Origin of the sequence: Sorangium sp. So ce1335, from assembly GCF_051521615.1 — a bacterium.
In the GTDB taxonomy this organism is placed as follows: Bacteria; Myxococcota_A; Polyangia; order Polyangiales; family Polyangiaceae; genus Sorangium.
In genome coordinates, this window is sequence record NZ_CP150363.1 from 6,357,372 (window position 1) to 6,379,762 (window position 22,391).

The 22,391-nt window shown below is 72.7% G+C and carries 18 protein-coding genes; 12 read left to right on the forward strand and 6 right to left on the reverse strand.

Translation table 11 applies throughout. The features are described from left to right. The first annotated feature begins 112 nt into the window (after positions 1-112). The 5 genes from WMF24_RS23435 to WMF24_RS23455 all read left to right on the forward strand — a co-directional run bounded on the left by WMF24_RS23435 (position 113) and on the right by WMF24_RS23455 (position 5,234). Positions 113-1,213, forward strand: coding sequence for an ABC transporter permease (locus WMF24_RS23435; protein ID WP_437738664.1), 1,101 nt, complete (start codon positions 113-115; stop codon positions 1,211-1,213). Further along, positions 1,213-2,142, forward strand: a complete 930-nt coding sequence (locus tag WMF24_RS23440; RefSeq protein WP_437738665.1) for an ABC transporter permease — start codon at positions 1,213-1,215, stop codon at positions 2,140-2,142. The genes WMF24_RS23435 and WMF24_RS23440 overlap by 1 nt, the downstream gene beginning before the upstream one ends. A gap of 112 nt (positions 2,143-2,254) precedes the next feature. After that, on the forward strand, positions 2,255-2,953 hold the full coding sequence (gene biuH / locus WMF24_RS23445; protein WP_437738666.1) for a biuret amidohydrolase: 699 nt from the start codon (positions 2,255-2,257) through the stop codon (positions 2,951-2,953). 62 nt (positions 2,954-3,015) lie between these two features. Next, positions 3,016-4,563, forward strand: a complete 1,548-nt coding sequence (locus WMF24_RS23450) for an ABC transporter ATP-binding protein (protein ID WP_437738845.1) — start codon at positions 3,016-3,018, stop codon at positions 4,561-4,563. After that, on the forward strand, positions 4,560-5,234 hold the full coding sequence (locus tag WMF24_RS23455; RefSeq protein WP_437738667.1) for a cysteine hydrolase family protein: 675 nt from the start codon (positions 4,560-4,562) through the stop codon (positions 5,232-5,234). Before WMF24_RS23450 ends, WMF24_RS23455 begins: the two co-directional genes overlap by 4 nt. A 133-nt stretch (positions 5,235-5,367) precedes the next feature. Here the strand turns inward: WMF24_RS23455 and WMF24_RS23460 are convergent, their stop codons facing one another. Continuing rightward, the gene (locus WMF24_RS23460; RefSeq protein ID WP_437738846.1) at positions 5,368-6,495 is read right to left on the reverse strand and encodes a BMP family ABC transporter substrate-binding protein; all 1,128 of its coding nucleotides are present in this window, start codon (positions 6,493-6,495) and stop codon (positions 5,368-5,370) included. 219 nt (positions 6,496-6,714) lie between these two features. Between WMF24_RS23460 and WMF24_RS23465 the strand changes: the two genes are divergently transcribed. Further along, positions 6,715-7,026, forward strand: coding sequence for a cupin domain-containing protein (locus tag WMF24_RS23465; RefSeq protein WP_437738847.1), 312 nt, complete (start codon positions 6,715-6,717; stop codon positions 7,024-7,026). 582 nt (positions 7,027-7,608) lie between these two features. Here the strand turns inward: WMF24_RS23465 and WMF24_RS23470 are convergent. Genes WMF24_RS23470 through WMF24_RS23485 form a run of 4 tightly spaced genes read right to left on the reverse strand, consistent with a single transcriptional unit; the run spans position 7,609 to position 11,517 of the window. Then, entirely contained in the window at positions 7,609-8,289 is a 681-nt protein-coding gene (locus tag WMF24_RS23470; RefSeq protein WP_437738668.1) for a hypothetical protein, read from the reverse strand. 9 nt (positions 8,290-8,298) lie between these two features. Then, positions 8,299-9,048 (reverse strand): ankyrin repeat domain-containing protein, encoded by a 750-nt coding sequence (locus WMF24_RS23475; protein WP_437738669.1) that lies wholly within the window; start codon positions 9,046-9,048, stop codon positions 8,299-8,301. A gap of 11 nt (positions 9,049-9,059) precedes the next feature. After that, positions 9,060-10,289: a DUF4150 domain-containing protein gene (locus WMF24_RS23480; protein ID WP_437738670.1), complete on the reverse strand. Its 1,230-nt coding sequence runs from the start codon at positions 10,287-10,289 to the stop codon at positions 9,060-9,062. Further along, on the reverse strand, positions 10,282-11,517 hold the full coding sequence (locus WMF24_RS23485) for a DUF2169 family type VI secretion system accessory protein (protein WP_437738671.1): 1,236 nt from the start codon (positions 11,515-11,517) through the stop codon (positions 10,282-10,284). The genes WMF24_RS23480 and WMF24_RS23485 overlap by 8 nt, the downstream gene beginning before the upstream one ends. Before the next feature lie 346 nt (positions 11,518-11,863). On the opposite strand from WMF24_RS23485, the gene WMF24_RS23490 reads away from it, so the two are divergent. Continuing rightward, complete coding sequence (locus WMF24_RS23490) at positions 11,864-13,777, forward strand: DUF2169 family type VI secretion system accessory protein (protein WP_437738672.1); 1,914 nt, start codon at positions 11,864-11,866, stop codon at positions 13,775-13,777. A gap of 186 nt (positions 13,778-13,963) precedes the next feature. On the opposite strand, the gene WMF24_RS23495 is transcribed toward WMF24_RS23490, so the two are convergent. Then, positions 13,964-15,847, reverse strand: a complete 1,884-nt coding sequence (locus WMF24_RS23495; protein ID WP_437738673.1) for a type VI secretion system Vgr family protein — start codon at positions 15,845-15,847, stop codon at positions 13,964-13,966. A 377-nt stretch (positions 15,848-16,224) separates the two neighbouring features. Between WMF24_RS23495 and WMF24_RS23500 the strand changes: the two genes are divergently transcribed. The 5 genes from WMF24_RS23500 (at position 16,225) to WMF24_RS23520 (ending at position 22,289) form a co-directional block, all read left to right on the forward strand. Then, the gene (locus WMF24_RS23500; protein ID WP_437738674.1) at positions 16,225-17,115 is read left to right on the forward strand and encodes a hypothetical protein; all 891 of its coding nucleotides are present in this window, start codon (positions 16,225-16,227) and stop codon (positions 17,113-17,115) included. 347 nt (positions 17,116-17,462) lie between these two features. Next, the gene (locus WMF24_RS23505; RefSeq protein ID WP_437738675.1) at positions 17,463-18,545 is read left to right on the forward strand and encodes an ABC transporter ATP-binding protein; all 1,083 of its coding nucleotides are present in this window, start codon (positions 17,463-17,465) and stop codon (positions 18,543-18,545) included. Next, positions 18,542-19,267, forward strand: coding sequence for an ABC transporter permease (locus WMF24_RS23510; protein ID WP_437738676.1), 726 nt, complete (start codon positions 18,542-18,544; stop codon positions 19,265-19,267). The genes WMF24_RS23505 and WMF24_RS23510 overlap by 4 nt, the downstream gene beginning before the upstream one ends. After that, positions 19,264-21,252, forward strand: coding sequence for a Gldg family protein (locus tag WMF24_RS23515; RefSeq protein ID WP_437738677.1), 1,989 nt, complete (start codon positions 19,264-19,266; stop codon positions 21,250-21,252). Before WMF24_RS23510 ends, WMF24_RS23515 begins: the two co-directional genes overlap by 4 nt. Continuing rightward, complete coding sequence (locus tag WMF24_RS23520; protein ID WP_437738678.1) at positions 21,249-22,289, forward strand: DUF4340 domain-containing protein; 1,041 nt, start codon at positions 21,249-21,251, stop codon at positions 22,287-22,289. The genes WMF24_RS23515 and WMF24_RS23520 overlap by 4 nt, the downstream gene beginning before the upstream one ends. Positions 22,290-22,391 lie beyond the last annotated feature (102 nt).

The following is a 22,391-nucleotide window of genomic DNA, read 5'->3' on the forward strand; positions in this document are numbered from 1 at the left end:
AGGCGCGGCGCCGCGTCACGACGACCGTATTTTCGCGATCAGGGCGCGCCCGCGACGCCCTGCAAGATCGCCGAAAAATCGCGGAAATAGTGGAGGCCGTATCGTCGGCGCCGTGAAGCTCATTCCGCGCGGGCTGCTCGGGCGCGAGGCAGCCGAGTCGATCGCCATCCCTGCCGGGGCCATCGCGGCCTCGCTCCTCGTGTTCGGCGCCTTCGTGGCGACCCAGGGTGCGAACCCCTTCGACGTCTATTACGAGATGTACCGCGGCGCCTTCGGCACGTGGTTCTCGTTCCAGAACACCCTGCTCCGCGCCGCGCCGCTCCTGCTGACGGCGCTCTGCACGGCCCTGCCGGCGCGCCTCGGCCTCATCGTCATCGGCGGCGAGGGCGCCATGGTGATGGGCGGGCTCGCGGCCGCGGCGGCGGGGCTCGGCGCGCAGGCGCTGCGCGCGCCGCCGCCCGCGGTGCTCGCCGCGATGCTCGCCGCGGGGCTCGCCGCCGGCGCGCTCTGGGTCGGCGTCGCCGGCGCCCTGCGCGTCCACCGCGGCGTCAGCGAGACCATCAGCAGCCTGCTCCTCAACTACGTCGGCGTCGCCCTCCTGAACCACCTCGTCGAGGGCGCGCTGCGCGACCCCGCGAGCCTGAACAAGCCGTCGACGGCCCCCCTCGCCGCCGAGAACGCGCTCGGGGATCTGCCCGGCGTCGAGGTCCACTGGGGCCTCGCCTACGGCGTGCTCGCCTGCGCGCTCTGCTACGTGCTCATGCACCGCACGACCTTCGGCTTCGCCGCGGCGATGAGCGGCGGCAACGTCCGCGCCGCGCTCCTCGCCGGCCTGCCGGTGAAGCGCCTCGTCGTGCTCACGTGCATGCTCGCCGGCGCGTGCGCTGGCCTCGCCGGCATGGTCGAGGTCGCCGCCGTCCACGGCCGGGCCAGCGCGTCGCTCGTCAGCGGCTACGGCTACACCGGCGTCCTCGTCGCGTTCCTCGCGCGCCACCACCCGATCGCGATCGTGCCTGTCGCGCTGCTGCTCGGCGGCATCGGCGCGAGCGGCGGCCTCGTGCAGCGCGCCGCGCAGCTCCCCGACGCGACGGTGAGCGTGCTCCAGGGCATCCTGTTCCTCGCGATCCTCGCGAGCGAGGCGCTCCGCGGCCGCCTCCGCCTCGCGCGGGCCCCGGGCTCCCCCCAGGCGGCGCCGGCGCCGTCGGTGGCGTGATGGACGACGCCGGGGCGCTCGGGCTCTGGGGCATTCCCCTCGCGGTCGCCGCGGGGGCGCTCCGCGTCAGCACGCCGTTCTTGTTCGTGAGCCTCGGCGAGTGCCTCACGGAGAAGAGCGGCCGCGTGAACCTCGGCCTCGAGGGCACGCTCGTCATGGGCGCGATGGGCGGCTACGGCGCCTCGTACCTCACCGGCTCCGCCTGGCTCGGCGTGCTCGCCGCCGGCGCCCTCGGCGCGGCGCTCGGCGCGCTCCACGCGTGGCTCTGCGCGAAGCCGCGCGTCAACGACATCGCCGTCGGCATCGCGCTCATGCTCTTCGGCGTCGGCCTCGCCTTCTTCCTCGGCAAGCCGCTCATCAAGCCCACGGCCCCGCGCCTGCCCGCCATCCCGCTCGGCTTCTTCAGCGACCTCCCGCAGGTGCGCGCCGCGCTCCAGGTGAACGCGCTCTTCCTCGTCGGCGCCGCGCTCGCCCCGCTCCTGCTCTGGGTGCTGAACCGCACGCGGCCCGGGCTCGTGCTGCGCACCGTCGGCGAGAGCGCCGACAGCGCCCGCGCGATGGGCGTCGACGTCGACCTCGTCCGGCGGCGCGCGACGATGGCCGGCGGCTTCCTCGCTGGTGTCGGCGGCTCGTTCCTCTCGCTCTTCTACCCCGGGAGCTGGAACGAGGGCCTGTCGAGCGGACAGGGTCTCATGGCGGTCGCGCTCGTCATCTTCGCGCGCTGGAACCCGGTGCGTTGCCTCTGGGCCTCGCTCCTCTTCGGCGGCGCGAGCGCGCTCGGCCCGGCGCTCCAGTCCGTGGGCGTCACCTGGGGGTACCACCTCTTCAACGCCGCGCCGTACCTCGTCACGCTGGCCCTCATGGTCGCGACGAGCTCCGCGACCCGGACCCTGCCCGACCAGCCCGCCGAGCTCACGCTCGCGCGGTGAGCGCAAAAGGACCCGCGAAGGACGCAACGAGACGCAGACGACGCAACGAGACGCAAACGACGCAACGAGACGCAAGCAACGCCAGTCGCTGGATCACAGGAGGACCCGACGCATGACCCACGTGGCCGCTGACCCCTACGCCTGGCCGTACAACGGCGATCTCCGCCCCGAGAACACGGCCCTCGTCGTCATCGACATGCAGGCCGATTTCTGCGGCAAGGGCGGGTACATCGATCTGCTCGGCTACGACATCTCGCTCACGCGGGCGTGCGTCGCGCCGATCCAGCGCGTGCTCGCGTGGGCGCGCCGCCGCGGCGTCCACGTCCTCCACACGCGCGAGGGGCACCGGCCGGACCTCTCCGACCTGCCGGCGAACAAGCGGTGGCGCTCGCGCCGGACCGACGGCGGGCGCGGCACGGGCGTCGGCATCGGCGACGCGGGGCCGCGCGGGCGGGTGCTCGTCCGCGGCGAGCCCGGCTGGGAGATCATCCCCGAGCTCGCGCCCCTGCCCGGCGAGCCGGTCATCGACAAGCCCGGCAAGGGCTCGTTCTGCGCGACGGATCTCGATCTCATCCTGCGCCAGCGCCGCGTCGACAACCTGATCCTCACCGGGATCACGACCGACGTCTGCGTGCACACGACGATGCGCGAGGCGAACGACCGCGGCTACGAGTGCCTCCTGCTGTCCGACTGCTGCGCCGCCACGGATCCCGGCAACCACGCCGCCGCGCTGAAGATGATCACGATGCAGAACGGCGTCTTCGGCGCGGTCTCGACCTCCTCGGCGCTCCTGGAGGCGCTCGCGTCGTGACGGCCCCGGGCGTCCTCCCGGGTCCGGCGGCGAGGCCCGCGCGCGCCGCCGTCGAGCCCGCCCTGCCCGCGCCGCCGCCGGCGCTCTCCGCCGTCGGGATCACGAAGCGGTTCGGCCCGCTGCTCGCGCTCGACGACGTCTCGCTGCGCCTCCTGCCCGGGAGCTTCCACGCGCTCCTCGGCGAGAACGGCGCCGGCAAGAGCACGCTCGTCAAGTGCATCATGGGCTACCACAGGGCCGACGCGGGCGAGGTGCGGGTCGGCGACGCCGCCCTGTCGATCCGGAGCCCGCGCGAGGCGCAGGCGCTGGGGATCGGCATGGTCTACCAGCACTTCACCCTGGTCATGAACATGACGGTGGCCGAGAACCTCGTCCTCGCGCGCCCGTCGCTCCCGCTCGTGATCGACTGGGCAAGGGAGCGCGCGGCGATCCGCGCGTTCATGGCGCGCATGCCGTTCCAGATCGATCCGGATCGGCCCGCGCGCTCGCTGGCCGCCGGCGAGAAGCAGAAGCTCGAGATCCTGAAGCAGCTCTACCTCGGCAGCCGGATCGTCATCCTCGACGAGCCGACGTCGGTCCTCACGCCCGCGGAGGCCGACGAGGTGCTCGGGATGCTCCGCCGCATGGCCGACGCGCGGCGGCTCAGCGTGCTCATGATCTCGCACAGGTTCCGCGAGGTGACGGCCTTCGCGGACGAGGTCACGGTGCTGCGGCGCGGCCGGGTCGCGGGCCGGGGCGAGGCCCGGGACCTCACACCGGCGGCCATGGCCGAGATGATGGTCGGCGCGCAGCCGCCGCGCGTCGCCGCGGCGCGCAGCGACGCGCCCCCCGGCGCGCCGGTGCTGCGCGTCGAGGATCTCGCCGCGCGCGACGATCGCGGCAGGCCGGCGCTCGACGGCGTGACGCTCACGGTGCGCCGCGGGGAGATCGTCGGCATCGCCGGCGTCTCGGGCAACGGGCAGGAGGAGCTCGTCGAGGTGCTCGCGGGCCAGCGGCCCGCCCGCTCCGGGAGGGTGCTCGTCCACGACGCCCCGTACGGCGCCGGGCGCGAGGAGACCCGCGCGCACGGGGTGCGGTGCCTGCCCGAGGAGCCGCTGCGCAACGCCTGCGTGCCGGCGATGACCGTCGCCGAGAACATCGGCTTCCGCGTCTTCGACAGGCCGCCCTTCACCCGGCTCCGCTGGGGCGTGAGCCGCGACGCGCTCCGGCGATCGGCCGAGCGCCTCGTCGCCGCGTACGCGGTCAAGACGCCCTCGGTCGACGCGCCGATCGGCGCGCTCTCCGGCGGCAACGTGCAGCGCGCGGTCCTCGCGCGCGAGCTCGGGCTCGGGGTCGGCGTCGACGAGCGCGTCGACGAGCGCGTCGAGCTCCTCATCGCCGCGAACCCCTGCTTCGGGCTCGACTTCGCGGCCGTCGCCGAGATCCGCGCCCGCATCCTCGAGGCGCGCGACCGCGGGGCGGCCGTCCTCCTCGTGAGCGCGGATCTCGACGAGATCTTCGCCATGGCCGACCGCGTCCTCGTGATGAGCGGGGGCCGCATCGTCCACGAGTCGCCGATCGCCTCGGCCGACATCGCGGCGATCGGCCGCGCGATGGCGGGGCACGCGTGACGCCGCGGGCCCTCGAGATCGCGGCGAGGCCGCACCCGTTCCGCCTCGCCGGGCCGGACTCGGTCGCGCTGCTCGTCATCGACATGCAGCGCGACTTCCTCGAGCCGGGCGGCTTCGGCGCGGCGCTCGGCAACGACGTCCGGCGGCTCCAGCGCATCGTGCCGACGGTCCGCCTCCTCCTCGACGCGTTCCGCGAGCGCGGCTTGCCCATCCTCCACACGAAGGAGGGCCACCGGCCGGCTCTCTCCGACTGCCCGCCCGCCAAGCGGAACCGGGGCGCTCCGGGCATGCGCATCGGCGACGTCGGCCCGATGGGGCGCATCCTCGTCCTCGGCGAGCCGGGCAACGACTTCGTGCCCGAGCTCGCGCCCGCGCCCGGGGAGCTCGTCGTGCCGAAGCCGGGCAAGGGCGCGTTCTACCGGACGGGGCTCGACGCCAGGCTCCAGGCGCTCGGCGTCTCTCAGCTCCTCCTCGCCGGCGTGACGACGGAGGTCTGCGTCCAGACGACGATGCGCGAGGCGAACGACCGCGGCTACGAGTGCCTGCTGATCGAGGACGCCACGGAGAGCTATTTCCCGGAGTTCAAGGCGGCGACCCTGGAGATGGTCCGCGCCCAGGGGGCGATCGTCGGCTGGACCGCGCCGGCCACCGCCGTCCTCGCGGCGCTATGACGGGCAGGGAGAGACCAGAGGGACCAGCGGAGGAGAACCGCCAGGATGCCAGGGACGCCAAGAAGACCCGGAGACGAGCCTCTTGATGTCCCTGGCGTCCTGACGGCCCACGCGCTCTCCGCCGCGCGCCGCGCTACGGGCTCACCGAGCCGACCACGCCGTCCACGAGGTAGTTCATGCTCTCGAGCGCGATGTCGGTCTGCTGCTGCTCGACGGCCTCGGCGATGACCACCTTTCCCTCGTTGTCCTTGATGGGCCCCTTGAAGATGGTGAGCGTGCCCTCCGTGAGCCTCGCCTTCGCCTCCTCGGCCTTCTTCTTCGCCTCCTCGGAGACGGCGGGCCCGTACGGCGAGAGTTTGACGAACCCCTCCTTGAAGCCGCCCCGCAGGAGGTGCGGATACGGCTTCCCCTCGCGGATCGACGCCAGGTAGTCCGTGTACACCTTGGACCAGTTCCACTCGGCCCCGGTCAGGTATCCCCTGGGCGCGAGCGTCGCCTGGTTCGTGTGGTAGCCGGTGCTGAAGGCGCCGCGGCGCTCGGCGAGCTCGATGATCACCCTCGGCGAGTCGACGTGGGCTGTGAGGACGTCGACGCCCTGGTCGATGAGGCTGTTGGCCGCCTCGGCCTCCTTGACGGGCATCGACCAGTCGCCGGTGAAGATCACGGCGGTCTTCGCGCCCGGGTTCACGCTCCGGACGCCCAGCGTGAACGCGTTGATGTTGCGCAGCACCTGCGGGATCGGCTTGGCCGCGATGAACCCGAGCTTGCCGCTCTTCGTCGTCATGCCGGCGACGATGCCGGACACGTACTCCGCCTCGTCGATGTAGCCGAAGTAGCTGCCGACGTTGCTCGGGTGCTTCGATGCGTCGTAGAGGCCGCCGCAGTGGAGGAACGTCCTGTCCGGGAACTTCTCTGCCACCTTGAGGATGTGCGGATCGAAGTAACCGAAGGACGTCGGGAAGATGACCGACGCCCCGTCGAGGTTGATCATGCTCTCGATGGTCTTCTGGACGGCGACCGTCTCGGGGACGTTCTCCTCCTCGCGGGTCTTCACGCCGGCCAGCCTGGCGACGGCGGCGGCGCCCTCCGCGTGCGCCTGGTTGTAACCGTAGTCGTCCCTGGCGCCGACGTAGACGAATCCCACCGTGAGCGGCTGGTCGCCCGGCGCCTCCTTGCTGCAGGCGGCCGCCGGCAGGAGCGAGAGCGCGAGGAGCAGCGGGCGCAGGAGGGCGCGCGCCGTGTGGAGCAGAGGAGTTCGCAGGGTGCTCTTCACGCTCTGGATCTCTACGCGCCCCTACATTTCTGAAACTTTTCCCGCCCATGAACTCTTCGCGCCTCGTTGAATAGCGATTGAGCGCGCGCCCGGCGCCGTGGCATGTTCGCTCAACACGGGAGGTTCGCGATGACAGCCACGAATCCAGCACCGGCGCGGGATCCGGCAGTTGTGCAGTTGCCGTTCATCGTTGCGAACGTGGCGGCGATGGCCGCTCATCCGGAGTCGGTCCCGTGGCGGCGGTTCCGGGAGGGCGTCGAGATTCACCGCCTCTACGGCAGCGGCGACGCGGGCGCCTCGGCGGCGCTCCTGCGCTATGCGCCGGGCGCGTCCGTGCCGCAGCACGTCCATCGCGGGCGCGAGCACATCCTCGTGCTCGCGGGCTCGCAGTCGGACGAGCGCGGGCACCACCGCGCCGGCACGCTCGTCGTGAACTCGCCGGGCACGCGGCACAGCGTCTCGAGCGCCGAGGGCTGCATCGTCCTCGCGATCTGGGAGCAGCCCGTCGTGTTCATCTAGTCCCGCGCACCAGGAGTCGGCCAGGGATCCGGAGCGAGATTTCAACGCAAAGGCGCAAAGGCGCAAAGGCGTAAAGGCGCAAAAAAAAGAGAGAATCTTTGTAGTTTTGCGTCTTTGCGCCTTTGCGTTGAATCTCTCCACTCGCGAGGCAGAGCGCTGGCAGGATTTCTGACCCGAGGGACGAGTCCGGCGGGGCTCGCAGGCGCCGGAGCCAGGTCGCGCAGCCTGCTGCGCGGCACCGCAAGGGCTTGCGTCGATACGCAAGCCCTTGCGGGCGCATCTGGACACCCGGGCCGCCCATCTGGACACCGGGGCCCCCATCTGGACACGCAGGCGGCTCATCTGGACACCGGGGCCGCCCATCTGGACACGCAGGCGGCTCATCTGGACACCGGGGCCGCCCATCTGGACACGCAGGCGGCTCATCTGGACACCGGGGCGCCCATCTGGACACCGGGGCCGCCCAGCGAGCGAGAAATGAATCGCCAAGACGCCATAAGACGCCAAGAAAAGACAGAAATCTTGGCGTCTTGGCGGTTCGAAATCCTGCTCGTTTCAGGCGCGTTCGACCCGCTTGTCGCGCTAGGGCGCTGGACGCGGAGGCTTCCGGATCTGCGCGCCGTCGTTCCGGCCCGTGATCCCCTGGATCAGGCGCAGCGCCTGCTGCAGCCCCGCGAGCACCGACCGGAGCATCTCCAGCACCGGCCCGTTGGCCCCGCGCATCTGCGCCATCGTCAGCGCGTTGCCCACGGCTTGCGCCGCCTGCGCCGGCGACGGCGCCGTCGCCGCGAGCGCCTCGACCCGCTCCCGCGCCGCGCCGAGCGCGAGCTCGTGCACCGGCTGGCCGCGCGGCCCCGACACGCGCATCGCCAGCCCCAGGATCTCCTCGGTGATCCGGCGCGTCCGGATCTGATCGGGCCGCGCGGGCCCGTCCATCGCCTCGGGCGGCGTCCGCACGAGGCGTCCCAGCTCGGTCAGGCGCGCGCCGAGCTCCTCGGCCGACGCGACGTCCCCGGGCCCCGGAACGCCCGCCCCGGCCCCGCGCGCTCCGCCGAAGGCCGCCGCGGCTGCGCCGATCGCCGCCGCCCCGCCGCCGCGCCCGCCGCCGAGGAGCTGCTGCGCGAGCCCGCCGAGCTGCTGCCACATGGGCACGAGCCGCTCGAGGCCCTGGAAGAGCTGCACGGCGGGGTTGGCCTGCTCCGCGGGCACCGCGCGCACAGGGGTCTGACCGACGATGCGTCCGATGGTGTTGCCGGTTGCCATGGGGTCACCTCACCGCGCCTGGCCGACGGGGACGATCGGCTCCTCGCCGCGCTGCCGCATGCGCTCGCGCTCGACCTCGGGCGGGTCGGGCGGCCACTGCACGCCCTGCCGCGCGATCCTGTCGCGGATCGCCGCCATCTTGCGGAGCGCGGACGAGCCCGGGAGCTGCCGCGCCATGAGCTCCTCCAGCACGCGCGCGAACGACTGCCCGAGGCGGTTCACCGCGCGGGGATCGGCGCCCCGGTCGAGCAGCTCCTCCACCTGGTCGAGCTGCAGCGCGCGCAGCGCGTAGGTGATCGCCGGCGTCCCGATCGCGTCGCGGGCGTTCACGTCCGCGCCGCGGTCGAGGAGGAGGCGCATGCTCTCGACCGTCGCCTCCGAGGCCGCATGGAAGAGCGCCGGCGTGTGGCCGCGGCCGACCCGCGCGTCGGGCGACACGCCGCCGTCGAGCATCGCCCGCAGGAAGGCCGGGCTCTTCGCGAGGATCGCCAGATCGAGGGCGCTCGAGAGGAGCGGCACCACGTGGAACACGTCGGCGCCGGCGCGCACGAGCTCGGTCACGATCTGCAAGCGCGCGGGCTCCTGCCCCGACGCCCTGTGCATCGCGAACACGAGCAGCGTCATGTCCTCCGCGCCGGGCGTGTTCAGGTCCGTCGCCGGCGCGAGCGCGCGGACGGCCGCGAGGTCGGCGGCCGCGATGGCCCGCGCGAGCTCGCGCTGCGGGCCGAGGAAGAAGCGTTCGGGATCGGGCGCGCGCATGGTGGCTCCGCTCAGCATCTCTTGCCGGTCTTCTCGGCGATCTTCCGCTGGTCCGCCTGCTTCTGCTTCTCGATGCCGTTGATGACGTCGGGCATGAGGTGCCGGTTGTACGGGTCCAGGCTCGACGCGGGCAGATCGTACTTCGTGCCGACAGCGTCCGGCATGACGGCGCTCAGGCCCACCTTGGCCAGGGCGCCCCACAAGCCGCCGGCGGCCCACGCGGCCAGGGTGCCCTTCCACCCCTGCTCCTGGAAGCCCGTGAGCACCTCGTCCTGGACGCGGTACGCCTCGATGTCGGCCGGGCGCTCCGTGCCGCCGTAGCCCGTCACCGTGCCCGCGTTGAGGCCCGCCGCGTTGAACGTCCAGCCGCGCGAGCCGCCCGCCGTCGCCGCGGCCGACGCGAGGCCCCCGCCGAGCGAGTGGCCCGTGTAGTCCACGCTGTTCCCGAGCGTGTTCCCCACGCGCACCGCGTCGCGGTAGTACGGCGAGTCCATGTTGAGCCCCTGCGCGAGGTTGTTCTTCCAGTCCGCGCCGTTCTCCGTCCCCCGGAACGCCACCGTGGGCCGCTGATCGCTGCCGAAGACGTCGGGGTCCGGCTCGTAGAGCCGCGTCGCGCCGGGGCGGCTGCCGTCCAGATCACCCGGCGTGAGCCCGTAGCGCGCGAGCGCCTCGGGGTCGTCGCTGATGTCGCGCCAGCCCGTCGGCGCGGGCTTCGACGGGTCGTACGAGTGGCCCGAGAGCGCGGCCTTCTCCGCGGCGATCGTGTTGCGCTCGAAGCGCGCGGCGGCCTCGCGCGTCGCCGGGTCGTCGCTGTTCTTGCCCGCCTCGATCTGCGCCTTGCGGCACTCGTAGCGGGCCTTCTTGTCGGCCTTGTCCTGCGCCGCCTTGTCGCCGTTCATCTGCGCCAGGTCGTCGTGGCGCACGACCGGGTGCGAGTTGACCAGGACGCTCGGGCTGTGCGTCTGCGACCAGCTCTGCTGGCCCACGGTGCCGCTCACGACGCCCTTGGCGCTGCCCGGCTCGTCGCCCTCGGTCGTCGGCATCACGGTCAGCGCGTGCTTCTGCACGCGGCCGTCGTTGGCGTGCACGTCCTCGCTGGCGTCGAGCGCGGGCGAGAGCCTGGAGACCACGTTGTACGGCACGGGCGGCGTGCTCGATCCCATCGGCGTCTTGCACACGTCGGGCGCGCACGACACCGCCATCCAGGGCTCCTGCCTGCGGGAGAGGACGTTCTCAGCCACGCCGGACCTCCATCTTCAAGAGCGGAGCGCGCGGGTCGACCTCGAAGCGCGCCTCCAGCCGCTGCACCCCGAACGCGCGCGCCACGAGCGCCCGCCACACGCACGTCACGACCATGGACTCGGCGTCCACCGAGAGCGTGTCGAGCGCCGCGGGCACCGGCACCGGCAGCCCCGCGATCCAGGCCATCACGAAGGGCCGGTGCGGCGGCAGCTCGAACGCGACGCGCCCGTCGCAGGCGAGGTCGGGGCGCGCGAGGCGCCACAGCTCGACGCGCAGGCCGTGGCCGGGGTGCGGGATCTGCTGATCGTCGGGCGCCGCGTTCCAGTACGCGAACGAGAAGTCGTCGGGGAGGAACGGGTGCCGGCCGGCCGCCCACGCCTCGTCGTAGGTGCCCGCGCGCTGGAGCCGCGGCGTCCACGCGCGCCCCACGCACCCGAGGCCCGCGGGCGCGAACGGGTAGCCCGCCGCGATCTCCGCCATCTGCGGCGCCTCCACGGCGTGCGGCGGGTGCGACGCCACGGCGAGGCGCGTCACCCGGCTGTCGGGTCGCTCGATCTGCGGCGCCGCGACGCGCTCGGGCGCCGGCGCGCCGGCGTCGCGCAGCGCATCGAGGTAGCGCGCTTCCATCCACCCGCGGCCGACGGGGTTCGTGAAGCACACCTCGTCGAGCAGGGGCGCCCTGCCGGGCTCGGCGCTCACGAGGCTGCGGCCTCCGAAGGCGCGCTCCCAGCGCACCGGCACGCTCGCCGCCGGCTCGGGCCGCGTGAGCTGCCAGCCCTCCGCCGTCCGCTCGAACCACCGCGGCCCGCACACCTCCAGCGTCTTGTCGACGAGCGCGCGCCGCGGCGGCTCGCGCGCGCCAGCGCCGCCGGGGTGCTGGGCGTCCGGCTCCGTCACGCGCAGCCGGGCCGTCCAGCGCTCCGCGGGCTCCGCGCCGGGCGCCCACGCGGTCGCGCGCACGAGCACGTCGCAGCGCGGCTTGAACGGCGCGAGATCGCTCTCGGCGCGGACGCTCGACGCGTTCACCTCCCCCTCGAACGCGTCGCGCAGGAGCAGCAGCCCCGCGCCGTCGCCCGGGGCGAGCTCGCAGCGGTGCGTCACCTCCCCGCCGTCTCCGGGGACGAGGCGGTAGGCCGCCTTGAGCGCGACCACATGGTGCTCCTCGTCGTGCGCATCCAGGGCGCTGTAGGCGAGGGCGTCGAATGGGGTGAGGTTCTGGCACTCCATCGTCGCATAGCGACGCTATCGGAGCGCGCGATCGCCTTCAATGGCGACGCGCCACGACGAGGCCGGGAGCGGCGCCGCGCGATGCGGCGCGGCGGAGGAGCGTCCCGCGCGTGGCCGCGGCGTGACGGCGGACGTTCGCCCGGACGCGGCCCTCCCGGCTCGGATATCCTGAGGCGTGTCGCCCAGATGCACGTCGCCTCGGCGCGCGTCGGGCGCACGCCGGATCGCGTCCAGGTGCACGCGCGCGCGTCTTCACGGCGGCCGCGCCTCCGCGTCGCCACGTCGTCGCGCTTCACGCTTCAACGCCTGAAACGTCAGCAACCTCAGCAACGTCCGATTCACGTCGATGCACGTCGTCTGCCAAGGCCTGCTACACGCCAGCTCGCTGGAATGGCGACCCACGCCCGACGCGTGGGTGGTCACCGTCGCGTGCCACGCGCTGTTCGAGCTCGCGCCGTTCGAGTCCCCGGTGATGAGCGGCCCCGCGGCCCTGCTGGAGGACGAGGGCGACGAGCGGCGCTTCGTCGAGCCGTGGGGCCCTGTCGCGCCGTTCAAGCGGTGGGGCGAGGTGCTCGTCGTCGGCCACGCCCACGCGCCCGAGGGCGGCGCGGTGGGCTCGCTCATCGCGCGGCTCGCCGTCGGCGACATCGACAAGGCGATCCAGGTCCGCGGCGACTCGTGGTTCGCGCCGGATGGATCGCTCGGCGAGCCCGCGCCCTTCACGCGCATGCCGCTCCGCTGGGAGCGCGCCGCCGGCGGTCCCCACACCTCGAACCCGATCGGCGTGCCGACGGGCAACGGCGCGCTCGCCGACCGGTGGGGTCGAGCGCGCGCGCCGAACCTCCTGCCCGTGGCCTCGTCGACGGCGATGCGGCACGGCCACCTCTGGCCCGCCGGCTTCGGCCCGCTCCGGCCCGAGTGGCCCGACCGCGCGCAGCGCCTGCGCCGGCACGCGGCGGGCTGGGACCACGCGCGCTGGACCGAGCAGGCGCTGCCCGAGGGCATCGACCCCGGCTACTTCAACGTCGCGCCGCTCGATCAGGTGACGAACGATCTCACGGGCGCGGAGCCGATCGTGCTCGAGCACCTGCACCCGCGCTACCCGCGGCTCGCGACGCGCCTGCGCGCGCCGGCGCCGCGCGCGATCGCGCTGACGAACGGCGCCGAGCAGCGCGTGCCCCTCCGGTGCGACACGCTCGTCATCGACGCCGATCGCGGCGTCGCGGCGCTCGTCTGGCGCGGGCAGCTCATGCTCGATCGCCCTCCGCGCGAGGGCGTCGTGCTCGTCACCGACGACGACATCGCGCCGAGCCTCACCGGCACGGTGATGGCGCCGCTCTCATCGAGGCCTCCCGCGGCGCTCCCGTTCCTGCAGGCCGCCGCCGCGCAGCCCCCCGCCGGCGCGGCGCCAGACGCGGCCGAGGCGCGCACCCCGCCGGCGCCGCCCGCGGCCGAAGCGCGCACCCCGCCGGCCCCGCCTGCCGCCGGCGACGCCGAGCAGACCCTCGTGCCCGCCGTGGTGCCCCCGACGCCAGCGCTCCCGTTTCACGCGCTCCCGCCGGACGGATCCCACGCGCGATCGTTCGCGCCGTACGCCGACGAGCCGGACGAAGACGAGGGCGCGCCCACCCCGCGAGCGCTGCCCACGCCGCTGCTCCCCTCGGAACCGCCCGCGCCGCCGCCCCCCTCGGTGCGGCCCGCGCCGCTCGGCGTGCTGTACCTCGTGGAGCCGGTCCGGGCGGCGGCGACCGCGCCCGACGCCGTCCCCGAGCCGCCTCCCGCGGTCGTCCCAGAACGGCCTCCGGGCGAGGTCCCGTCAGCGCCGGCCTTGCCCGTCGACGCGTATCCCCTCGAGCGCTGCGCGGCCATCGCGGCGCGGCTCGCGAGGCGCCCCGAGGCGCAGGACGCGATCCTCGAGGAGGAGGAGCTCTCGCCGGACGCGTGGGAAGCGTTGCACGCGCACTGGCTCGACGCGATCCGCGCCGACGTGGGGCGCGGCAAGCGGCGGCTTCTGTCGTCGTACGACGCGGCGTACGTCGCGGCGCTCGCGGCAGAGCGCGGGACGATCACGGCGGACGAGTACGCGCGGCTCGTGATCGCGGCCGAGCGCGGCAACGAAGCGCGGGCGCTCGCGGAGCTCGGCCTGCCGGACGGCGCGCTGCTCCGGCTCCGGCGCGTGTGGCTGGAGCGCACCGTGAAGGATCCCGCGGCGGCCCAGGAGGTGCGCGCCGCGATGCGCAGGGCCTCGGAGGACCCGTGACGTCGTGCCCGCTGGTTCCACGCACCAGGCTAGGATCCGGGGGGATTTCAACGCAAAGGCGCAAAGGCGCAAAAGGGAGAAAAATTTATTTCTTGCTTTTGCGTTTTTGCGCCTATGCGCCTTTGCGTTGAAATCTCTCTCTCCGCCCGCGCGGCAGAGCCCTGGCAAGGTCCCTGCCCCGAGGAGCTAGTTGAGGTCGATCGGATCCCCGTAGACCTGCGTGTGGCCGCTCGAGTGGATCGTGATGTCTGTCCCCGAGATCACGATCCTGCCCGACTTCTCGAGCACGATGCTCGACTTGCCGCAGACGATCTCGACCCGGTCCCCGACCCGGGTCGCCTGCACGCTGCCGATCTCCACCGTCTCGTTGTTGCCGACCGCGCGCGCTCGGTTCATCCCGACCACCTCGCGCGCGTTGTTCATCACCTGCTTCGAGAAATCGTTGCCGACGGTCTGGTCCTCGTTGTGCCCGATCGCGCTCACGCGATCGTTGCCGATGACCACCTCCTCGTCGTGCTTGACGGTCTTGTGCAGGTCGCGCTCGGCCTGCACGCGGACGAGCTCCTTGCCCGCCGCGTCCTCGAACATGATCTCGTTGTAGCCGCCGGTCTCCGGCGACGAGTAGCTCTTCCAGCCGCTCTGCGTCTTGTTCTCGGGCAGCTTGTACGGCGTCTTCTGGAGGTTCGTGTACACCCGGCCCGTGATGATCGGGCGGTCGGGGTCGGCGCCGAGGAAGTCGACGATCACCTCCTGGCCGACCCGCGGCAGGTTCGTGCCGCCGAAGCCGGCGCCGCTCCACGGCTGGCTCACGTGGATCCAGCACGACGACCCGTCGTTCATGCTTCCCTCGCGATCCCAGTGGAACTGCACGCGCACGCGCCCGAACTCGTCGACGTGGATCTCCTGGCCGGGCGGGCCGACGACGGTGGCGCACTCGACCCCCCGGGCGCGCGGCTTGCGCGTCCGCAGCGGCGGGCGGTACGGCGCGTCCGCGGTGACGGCCTTGCACGCGTGCCGGAAGGCGCCCGGGACCTCGCCCGTGAGCGTCGACTCGAGGACGAGCAGCGGCCTGTCCGGGCCGAGCTCTGCCTTCGGGTGGTCGAGGAACGACAGCACGGTGCCCGGCGCGGGCTCGATCGCGTTGGTCTCGAACGTGATCTCGCGGGCCGAGGCGCGCTTCGCCTCGAGCCGCCGCTGCGCGAGCGCGGCGCCCTCGGACTCGTCCGCGCGGTACTTGCCCTTGTCGTCGGCGGCCGGCGTGCTCTCGCCCTTGTCGCTCTCGTAGAGGAACGCCCCGGGCACGTAGTGGAAGCGCTCCAGGCGCTCCTCGACGCCGCCAGGGCCCGAGGCGCTCGCGGCGAGCTCGTACGTCGCCGGCCTCCGGGTGTCGTGGTCGCGGACCGTGTACTTCCCCGGGCGCAGCCGGCGGCCGACGCGCACCTCGGTGACGTGCTCCAGGTCGGCGTCGGTCGGGTGGTCGCGGAACGCGATCGGGCGGCGGCGGGGGTTGCCGTGAGGCCCGTCGTCGAGCACGAGCCGGCTCTCGCCGCCGCTCTCGAAGTAGAAGCTCACCCCCGCGTCCTCGAGCAGGCGGCAGAGGAACGTGTAGTCGCTCTCGCCGTACTGGACGCGGAACTTGCGCTTCCTGTAGCTCCCCGCCAGGCGCAGCGCCGGAGAGATGCCCCACTCCTCGAGGATCTTCAGCGCGATGTCGACGTCCGACAGGTGCTGGAAGACGCGGTGGTTGCGCCGCTGCGTCGCGAGCCACAGCGCGGGGACGAGCGTGAGCTCGTAGGTGGAGAGGTTTCGCTCCTCGACCGCGATCTGCCGGAGGTGACTGCAGATGCCGGACCACGCGCGGACCTGGTCGCGGTGCGCGGCGAAGCGCATCGGCCGGCCGATGACCGCCTCGAAGTCGATGTCCGGGTTGTCCGACACGGCGACGATGCGCACCTCGAAGAGCGCCGACATGCGGTCCGAGGCCGTGAACCGGCGCACGTCGAGCGTGTCCCCGGAGGCGACGTGCACCTCGGCCCGGGCCTCGCCGCGCGCGTCCAGCGCGCCTGCCACGCCGTCGATGCCTTTTGCCTTCAACCGATGAGCCGGGTTCGCACCGTCCATACATGCTCCCATGCCCGCTCCTCCCGCACGGGACGCGACGGGACGGACCGGCGGATGGTATCCGGCAGAGCGAGCGCGCCACAAGGCCGGCCCCGCGCCCGTCCGTGACACGGATCCGTGACGCCGGTGCGGCGACGGTGAAGCTGAGGCGGTGCAGCGCGGCACGCCCGAGCGGACGCCGCGTCCGCGACAGCCCCGCGCCCCGGTGTCGCCCGGGTACGACATCGCCGCAGACGCATCCTCATCGGATCCGGGAGCGCCCCCTGCGCTCGCTTTCTCGGCGCAGAGGTTCAGGTACGCCGCACTTTACCGTAGGCTGTGGATCGATGAATCCACGCGGGAAATCGCTCCCCCCGGGGCCGCTCGTCACGGACGAGGACATCCGGGAAGAGCTCCGGCGGCTGTTCGACGCCGGCCCCGACTCGGGGCTCGTCATCCGCGTCTACGGCGAGCCTGGCGAGGGCGCCGCCGCGGCGGACGCCTTCCGCGAGATGTTCGCGTCGCTGCGGATGTACGAGGGGAAGCAGCAGGATCAGCCGCTCGAGATCCTCGTCGACGCGCCGAGCAAGGCGCACATCGCGCGCGCGCTGTCGGTGCTCGGCCACGAGCAGCATCAGAAGCGCATCCTCGATCACATCCTCACCACGTTCGGCCGCCGCCTCATCGACCCGCTCGCCGAGATCCTCGACACGACCCCGACCGGCTCGGTCACGGCGCGGCTCACCATGGTGCGCGACATCTTCCTCGCGCACGTCGCGGAGCTGCGGATGACGCCGGAGTCGCAGCAGATCCTGACGAGCGATCTGCGCAAGCTCCTGACCGACGACTACCTCGCGATGGTCGCGGAGAACGAGGAGCGGGTGCAGCGCCCGCGCGTCGCGAAGCTCGCGCAGCAGATCCTGCGGCTCGTCGGCTCGACGTTCCACCGGGCGCTCAGGCGGTGGCCCGCGCACGCCGAGCAGATCGCGTCGTCGATCGCCCGGCGGAGCCCGAAGAAGGTCCGGCTCAGCGAGGTGCCGAAGCTCATCCGCGGCCAGATCACCGACGGCATCGAGGAGTTCCTGTGGATCGAGACGAGCGCGGACATCGAGGGCGCGCTGCGCCCGATGCTCGCCGAGCACCAGGACGTGATGCCGGTGACGCAGACGACGCTCGACCGGTCGACCTACAGGGAGTTCGCGGACGCCTGCTGGGCGATCATCGCAGAGCACTGCTGACGGCAAGCTGACGACAGCGGACGACGGCGAACGGCAAGCGGACGACAAGCTGACAACGAGCCGAGCGCCCCTGCCGATCGACGCCGCTCCCCCGGCGTCGCCCCCGTTCGCCGAACGCTGACATCCATCACGTCCCGGTCGCAGCGCTCACCGTGCTGGTGGCGTGTCCCGGTCGTCCACGTCGGAGGCGGACGTTGCCCTGGACAGGACGCCTCCGCGCGCGCCCGCCGGGAATGATTTCCGCCCCCCGCTGTTGTAAGGGGCCGCTGGCGCCTGGACCGCCGCGCTGCGCGGCATCCGCTTCGCCGGCGCGAGACCTTCTTCCCTTCGCGGAGGGGTGCACGGCCGTGATCGAAATCAGCGACCTTTACAAATATTACGGTGACCGGAAGGCCATCGGGCCCCTGTCGTTCTCGATCGAGACGGGGGAGATCGTCGGCCTGCTCGGCCTGAACGGCGCGGGCAAGACGACGACGCTCCGGATCCTCGCCTGCGACCTGCTCCCGTCCGCGGGTCGCGTCCTCGTGGACGGCCTGGATGTCGTCGACCACCCGCACGAGGTGCGGTCGCGCATCGGGTACCTCCCGGACAGGCCGCCGCTCTACGACGAGATGAGCGTGCGCGCCTTCCTCCACTTCGCCGCGCGCCTGCGCGGCGTCGACGCCGGCTCGGCCGACAAGCGCGTGGCCGAGGCGCTCGCCGTGACGCAGCTCGACGACGTCGCGGCCGACCCGATCAGCGCGCTGTCGCACGGCTACAAGCAGCGCGTCGGCATCGCCCAGGCGATCGTGCACAAGCCGCGGCTGCTCGTCCTCGACGAGCCGATCAGCGGCCTCGACCCGGTGCAGATCGTCGAGATGCGCGCCCTGCTCCGGAGCCTGCGCGGCCAGCACACGATCCTGCTCTCCAGCCACATCCTCTCGGAGATCAGCGAGACGTGCGACCGCATCCTCGTGATCCGGGACGGCGAGATCGGCGCGCAGGGCACCGAGCAGGAGCTCTCGGCGAAGCTGCTCCACGGCCAGCGGGTCGAGCTCACCGTGCGCGGCCCCGCGGCGGAGGGCGCCGGCTACCGCGTCACGCGCGGCGAGGCGGCGCGAGCGCTCGAGATCGCGCGCCAGGTCGAGGGGGTCACGTCGGTCGAGCAGCTCACGACGGCCGAGCCGGGGAGCGACGTCGCGAGCTTCGCGGTCGAGGCCGACCGCGACGTGCGGGCGGCGCTGTGCGCCGAGCTCGTGCAGGCGGGGATCGGCATCCTCGAGGTCAAGCGGAGCGAGCGCGAGCTCGAGTCGGTGTTCCTGCGGCTCGCGACGCGCGCGACGCCCGCGGCGAAGGACAGGGCCGCCGCGGCCGACAAGGCGAAGGCCGGCGGCGACTCACGGAAGGCCCCTGCGAGCGAGCAGGCGGAGGAAGGCGAGGGCGAGGCATGAGAGGGACATTGCTCGTCGCGCGGCGGGAGCTGTCCGCGTACCTGAAGTCACCGCTCGGGTACGTCGTCGCCGCCGCGGCGCTGCTCATCGACGGCATCTACTTCCAGGTCGCGGCGCTCGGCTCGGGCGCGCGGCTGTCGGCGGAGGTGCTGCTCAAGTTCTTCGACGGCACGGCGTTCATCACGATGGTCGCGGCGCTCATCCTCTCGATGCGGCTCATCGCCGGCGAGCGGGAGGGCGGCACGCTCATCCTGCTCAAGACGGCGCCGGTGCGCGACGGCGAGATCATCGTCGGCAAGTTCCTGGCCGCGCTCGCGCTCGTCGCCATGATGACGGCGATCACGATCTACATGCCGCTGCTCATCTTCGTGAACGGCAAGGTGTCCGTCGGGCACATCCTCGTCGGCTACTCCGGGGTGCTGCTGCTCGGCGCCGCGTCGCTCGCGATCGGGCTCTTCGCCTCGACGCTCGCGTCGACGCAGGTCATCGCGGTCATCCTCGGCGCGGCGATCATCGGCACGCTCGGCTTCCTGTTCCTCGTCGCGCGCGTCACGGAGCCGCCGCTCAACGACGTCGTGAGCGCGCTGAACCTCTACCCGAACAACCAGAAGCCGTTCCTGAACGGCGTGCTCCGGCTGGAGAACGTCGTGTACTACGTCGCGGTCGCCTACTTCTTCCTGCTCGCCGCGACCCACACCCTGAGGGCACGGAGGTGGCGGTGAAGGACCAGAATGCTCAGGCCGACGAGGCCGAGGTGAACGGCAAGGAAGCGGGCGCCGCGAGGCGCGCGGAGGGCGCAGCCCCCGAGGCCACCCCGGCCGATCAGCCGGCGGCCGCGCCGCGCAGCGGGCCCCCGATCCGCGCCGGGGCCTGGATGGTGCCGGCGTACGCGGGCGCGCTCCTCGCCATCTTCCTCGGCGAGCGCGTCGTCCCGACGATCGAGGGGCTCCGCTACGCGCTGTCGGGGCTCGGGGTGCTGACCCTGCTCCTCGTCACCGCGCTGCGCTTCGCGACCGCCGTGCGCGAGACGGGCGAGCGGCGCGCGGTCGAGCGCGCGCTCGCGATCCTGTCGGCGCTCGGGCTCGTCGCGGTGGCGGCGTACTTCACCACGACCGACGCGGGCCGGGCGATGCTCGGCGTCTCCCGCGCCGCGCCCGAGCTGCGCGCGCGCATCGACGCGGCCACGACGGTCGGCTGGGTCGCGTTGCTCGTCATCGCGACGGTGCCGCTGTTCTTCGGCGAGGCGGCGCTCGCGCCGATGCGGCGCGCCGAGCGCATCGAGGGCCGGCGCGTGCGCGCCGCGACGCTCTCGGGCGTGACGCTCGCGTTCGCGGCAGTGTACTCGGCGCTCTTCGTGTACGCCGCGGGCCAGCTCGAGCTCAAGGCGGACTTCTCGTATTACCGCACGGCCCGCCCGGGCGACTCGACGAAGCGCGTCGCCGAGAGCCTGACCGAGCCGCTCAAGATCACGGCGTTCTTCCCGCAGCTCAACGACGTGGGCGCCGAGGTCGAGGGCTACCTGCGCGAGGTGAAGGCGGCGTCGCCGCAGATCACGGTGGAGATGCAGGATCGCCTGCTCGTCCCCGCGCTCGCGAAGGAGGCCAAGGTCACGCAGGACGGCGTCATCGTGCTCACGCGCGGCACGTCGCGCGAGACGCTCACCGTCGGCGCCGACATGAAGACCGCGGCCGCCAAGCTGAAGAGCCTCGACGCCGACTTCCAGAAGGTGCTGCTCAAGGTCATCCGCGCCCAGCGCATCGCGTACATGACCGTGGGCCACGGCGAGCTGAACGAGACGTCGAGCTCGGCCGAGGGGCGGACGACGAAGAACCTGCGCAAGCTCCTCGAGTCCCAGAACTACCTCATCAAGGATCTCGGGCTCGCGCAGGGGCTCGGCAGCGAGATCCCGAAGGACGCGAGCGTGGTCATCGTGCTCGGCCCGCAGAAGGAGTTCCTGCCGGAGGAGGTCGACGCGCTCAAGCGCTACGCCAACGGCGGCGGGCACCTCCTGCTCGCGCTCGACCCGGAGGCCAAGGTCGATCTGGATCCGCTCGCCCGCGTCGCGGGCCTCACGTGGAAGCCCGTGGTCCTCGCGAACGATCGGGTCCACGTGCGGCGGCGCTTCAACGACTCGGACCAGGCGATGCTCGTCACGACGCGGTACTCATCGCACGCCTCGGTCTCGACGCTGAGCCGCCACGCGCAGCAGGCGCCGACGATCTTCCCGGGCGCGTCGTCGCTCGACAAGGTCGAGGGCGCCGACGTGAAGGCCGACTTCGTCGTCCGCACGCTGGGCGAGACGTTCGCGGACACGAACGGCAACTTCAAGTTCGACCAGGGAAGCGAGCAGCGGAGCGCCTACAACCTCGCCGCGGCGGTCTCCAAGGAGATCGCGCCCGGCGGCGCTGACGGCAAGGACAAGAAGGAGCTGCGCGCGTTCGTGCTCGCCGACGCCGACGCGCTCACCGACGCGGTGTTCAGGAACGAACCCAACATCGTGCTCGCGCTCGACGCGTTCCGGTGGCTCGGCGGCGAGGAGAGCTTCGCCGGCGAGATCACGACGAACGAGGACGTCCGCATCGAGCACACGAAGGAGAAGGACCAGGTCTGGTTCTGGGCCACGATCCTCGTGGCGCCGGCCATGGTGCTGGGGCTCGGGCTCTTCATCACGCGCCGCGGGCGGCGCGCGAGCGGGAGGCGCGCATGAGGTTGGATCGCAGCTTTTTCGTGCACCTCGGCCTTCTCGGGATCGCGGCCGTGTTCGCGGTCCTCGTCTGGACGCGCGACAAGTCAGCGGCCGCGCTCTCGACGATGGACGTGACCGTCTGGGCCGGCCGCGCCGAGGACGTCGAGCGCATCGCCTTCGAGGGCAAGTCGAAGAAGGTCGTCCTCGAGGCGCAGAAGGACAAGGAGGGCCGTTACTTCGTCGGCACGACGGAGCGCACGACGCCCCCGCCCGACAAGAAGGAGAACCCGCACGACCCGCACGGCGACGGCGCGCACGACGACGAGCCCGCGGACGCGGAGCCGACGGTCAAGACGACGACGTTCGTCTCGGTGGGCGCCGGCAACAAGCTCGCCGAGGGGCTGGCCCCGCTCAAGGCGCTGCGCGCCGTCGGCCGCATCGCGGACGATCGCGCCAGCGAGTTCGGGCTCGCCGAGCCGGAGGGCACGCTCACCGTCAAGCTGCGCGGCGCCGAGAAGAAGCTCGTCATCGGCGGCATGACGCCGGGCGGCGCGGACCGCTACGCCCGCGACGAGGCCACGGGCGAGGTGTACGCCATCGACGGCGACATCTACCGCGACCTCGACACAGCGGAGTCGCGGCTCATGGAGCGGGACCTCCACGAGTGGAAGGACGTCGAGCTCGCCCGGGCGCGCGTCGTCGCCGGCGACAAGCGCCGCGAGATCGTGCGCAGCGGCGAGGAGGGCAAGAAGTTCTGGGCCGATCCGGCGAGCCCCGATCAGAAGGACGAGACCGTCGGCAACTGGATGAGCAAGCTCGATCGCCTGCGCCCCACGGAGTACACGGCCGCTCCCCCGGAGCAGCGGCAGGTCGTCGTGCGGGTCGAGTACGCCGGCGCCTCGGGCGACATCGGCTTCCTCGAGCTCGTGAAGGGGCCCCCCGGCGCGAGCGGCAAGCCTGACTACTTCCTGGTCACGGAGCGCACCCGCCTCCACGGCAAGGTGCCCTCCGGCCTGGCGGAGCAGGTCGAGCAGGACGTCGGCGCGCTCGTCAAGTAGCCGCTGCACCTCGCGGGCGCGCCGGGGGCATTCCTCCGGCGCGCCCGGCGTTTCACGCGGCGCCCGCCGCGTCTCCCGGCGCAAGCCGTCCCCCCGGATCGC

Excerpts from the sequence above, each read along its gene's own strand:
- WMF24_RS23500 (WP_437738674.1), top strand. The coding sequence starts at position 16,225 with ATGAATCCACGCGGGAAATCGCTCCCCCCGGGGCCGCTCGTCACGGAC.
- WMF24_RS23465 (WP_437738847.1), top strand. The coding sequence starts at position 6,715 with ATGGCCGCTCATCCGGAGTCGGTCCCGTGGCGGCGGTTCCGGGAGGGC.
- WMF24_RS23470 (WP_437738668.1), bottom strand. The coding sequence starts at position 8,289 with ATGGCAACCGGCAACACCATCGGACGCATCGTCGGTCAGACCCCTGTG.
- WMF24_RS23490 (WP_437738672.1), top strand. The coding sequence starts at position 11,864 with ATGCACGTCGTCTGCCAAGGCCTGCTACACGCCAGCTCGCTGGAATGG.
- WMF24_RS23520 (WP_437738678.1), top strand. The coding sequence starts at position 21,249 with ATGAGGTTGGATCGCAGCTTTTTCGTGCACCTCGGCCTTCTCGGGATC.
- biuH (WP_437738666.1), top strand. The coding sequence starts at position 2,255 with ATGACCCACGTGGCCGCTGACCCCTACGCCTGGCCGTACAACGGCGAT.
- WMF24_RS23510 (WP_437738676.1), top strand. The coding sequence starts at position 18,542 with ATGAGAGGGACATTGCTCGTCGCGCGGCGGGAGCTGTCCGCGTACCTG.
- WMF24_RS23475 (WP_437738669.1), bottom strand. The coding sequence starts at position 9,048 with ATGCGCGCGCCCGATCCCGAACGCTTCTTCCTCGGCCCGCAGCGCGAG.
- WMF24_RS23440 (WP_437738665.1), top strand. The coding sequence starts at position 1,213 with ATGGACGACGCCGGGGCGCTCGGGCTCTGGGGCATTCCCCTCGCGGTC.
- WMF24_RS23485 (WP_437738671.1), bottom strand. The coding sequence starts at position 11,517 with ATGGAGTGCCAGAACCTCACCCCATTCGACGCCCTCGCCTACAGCGCC.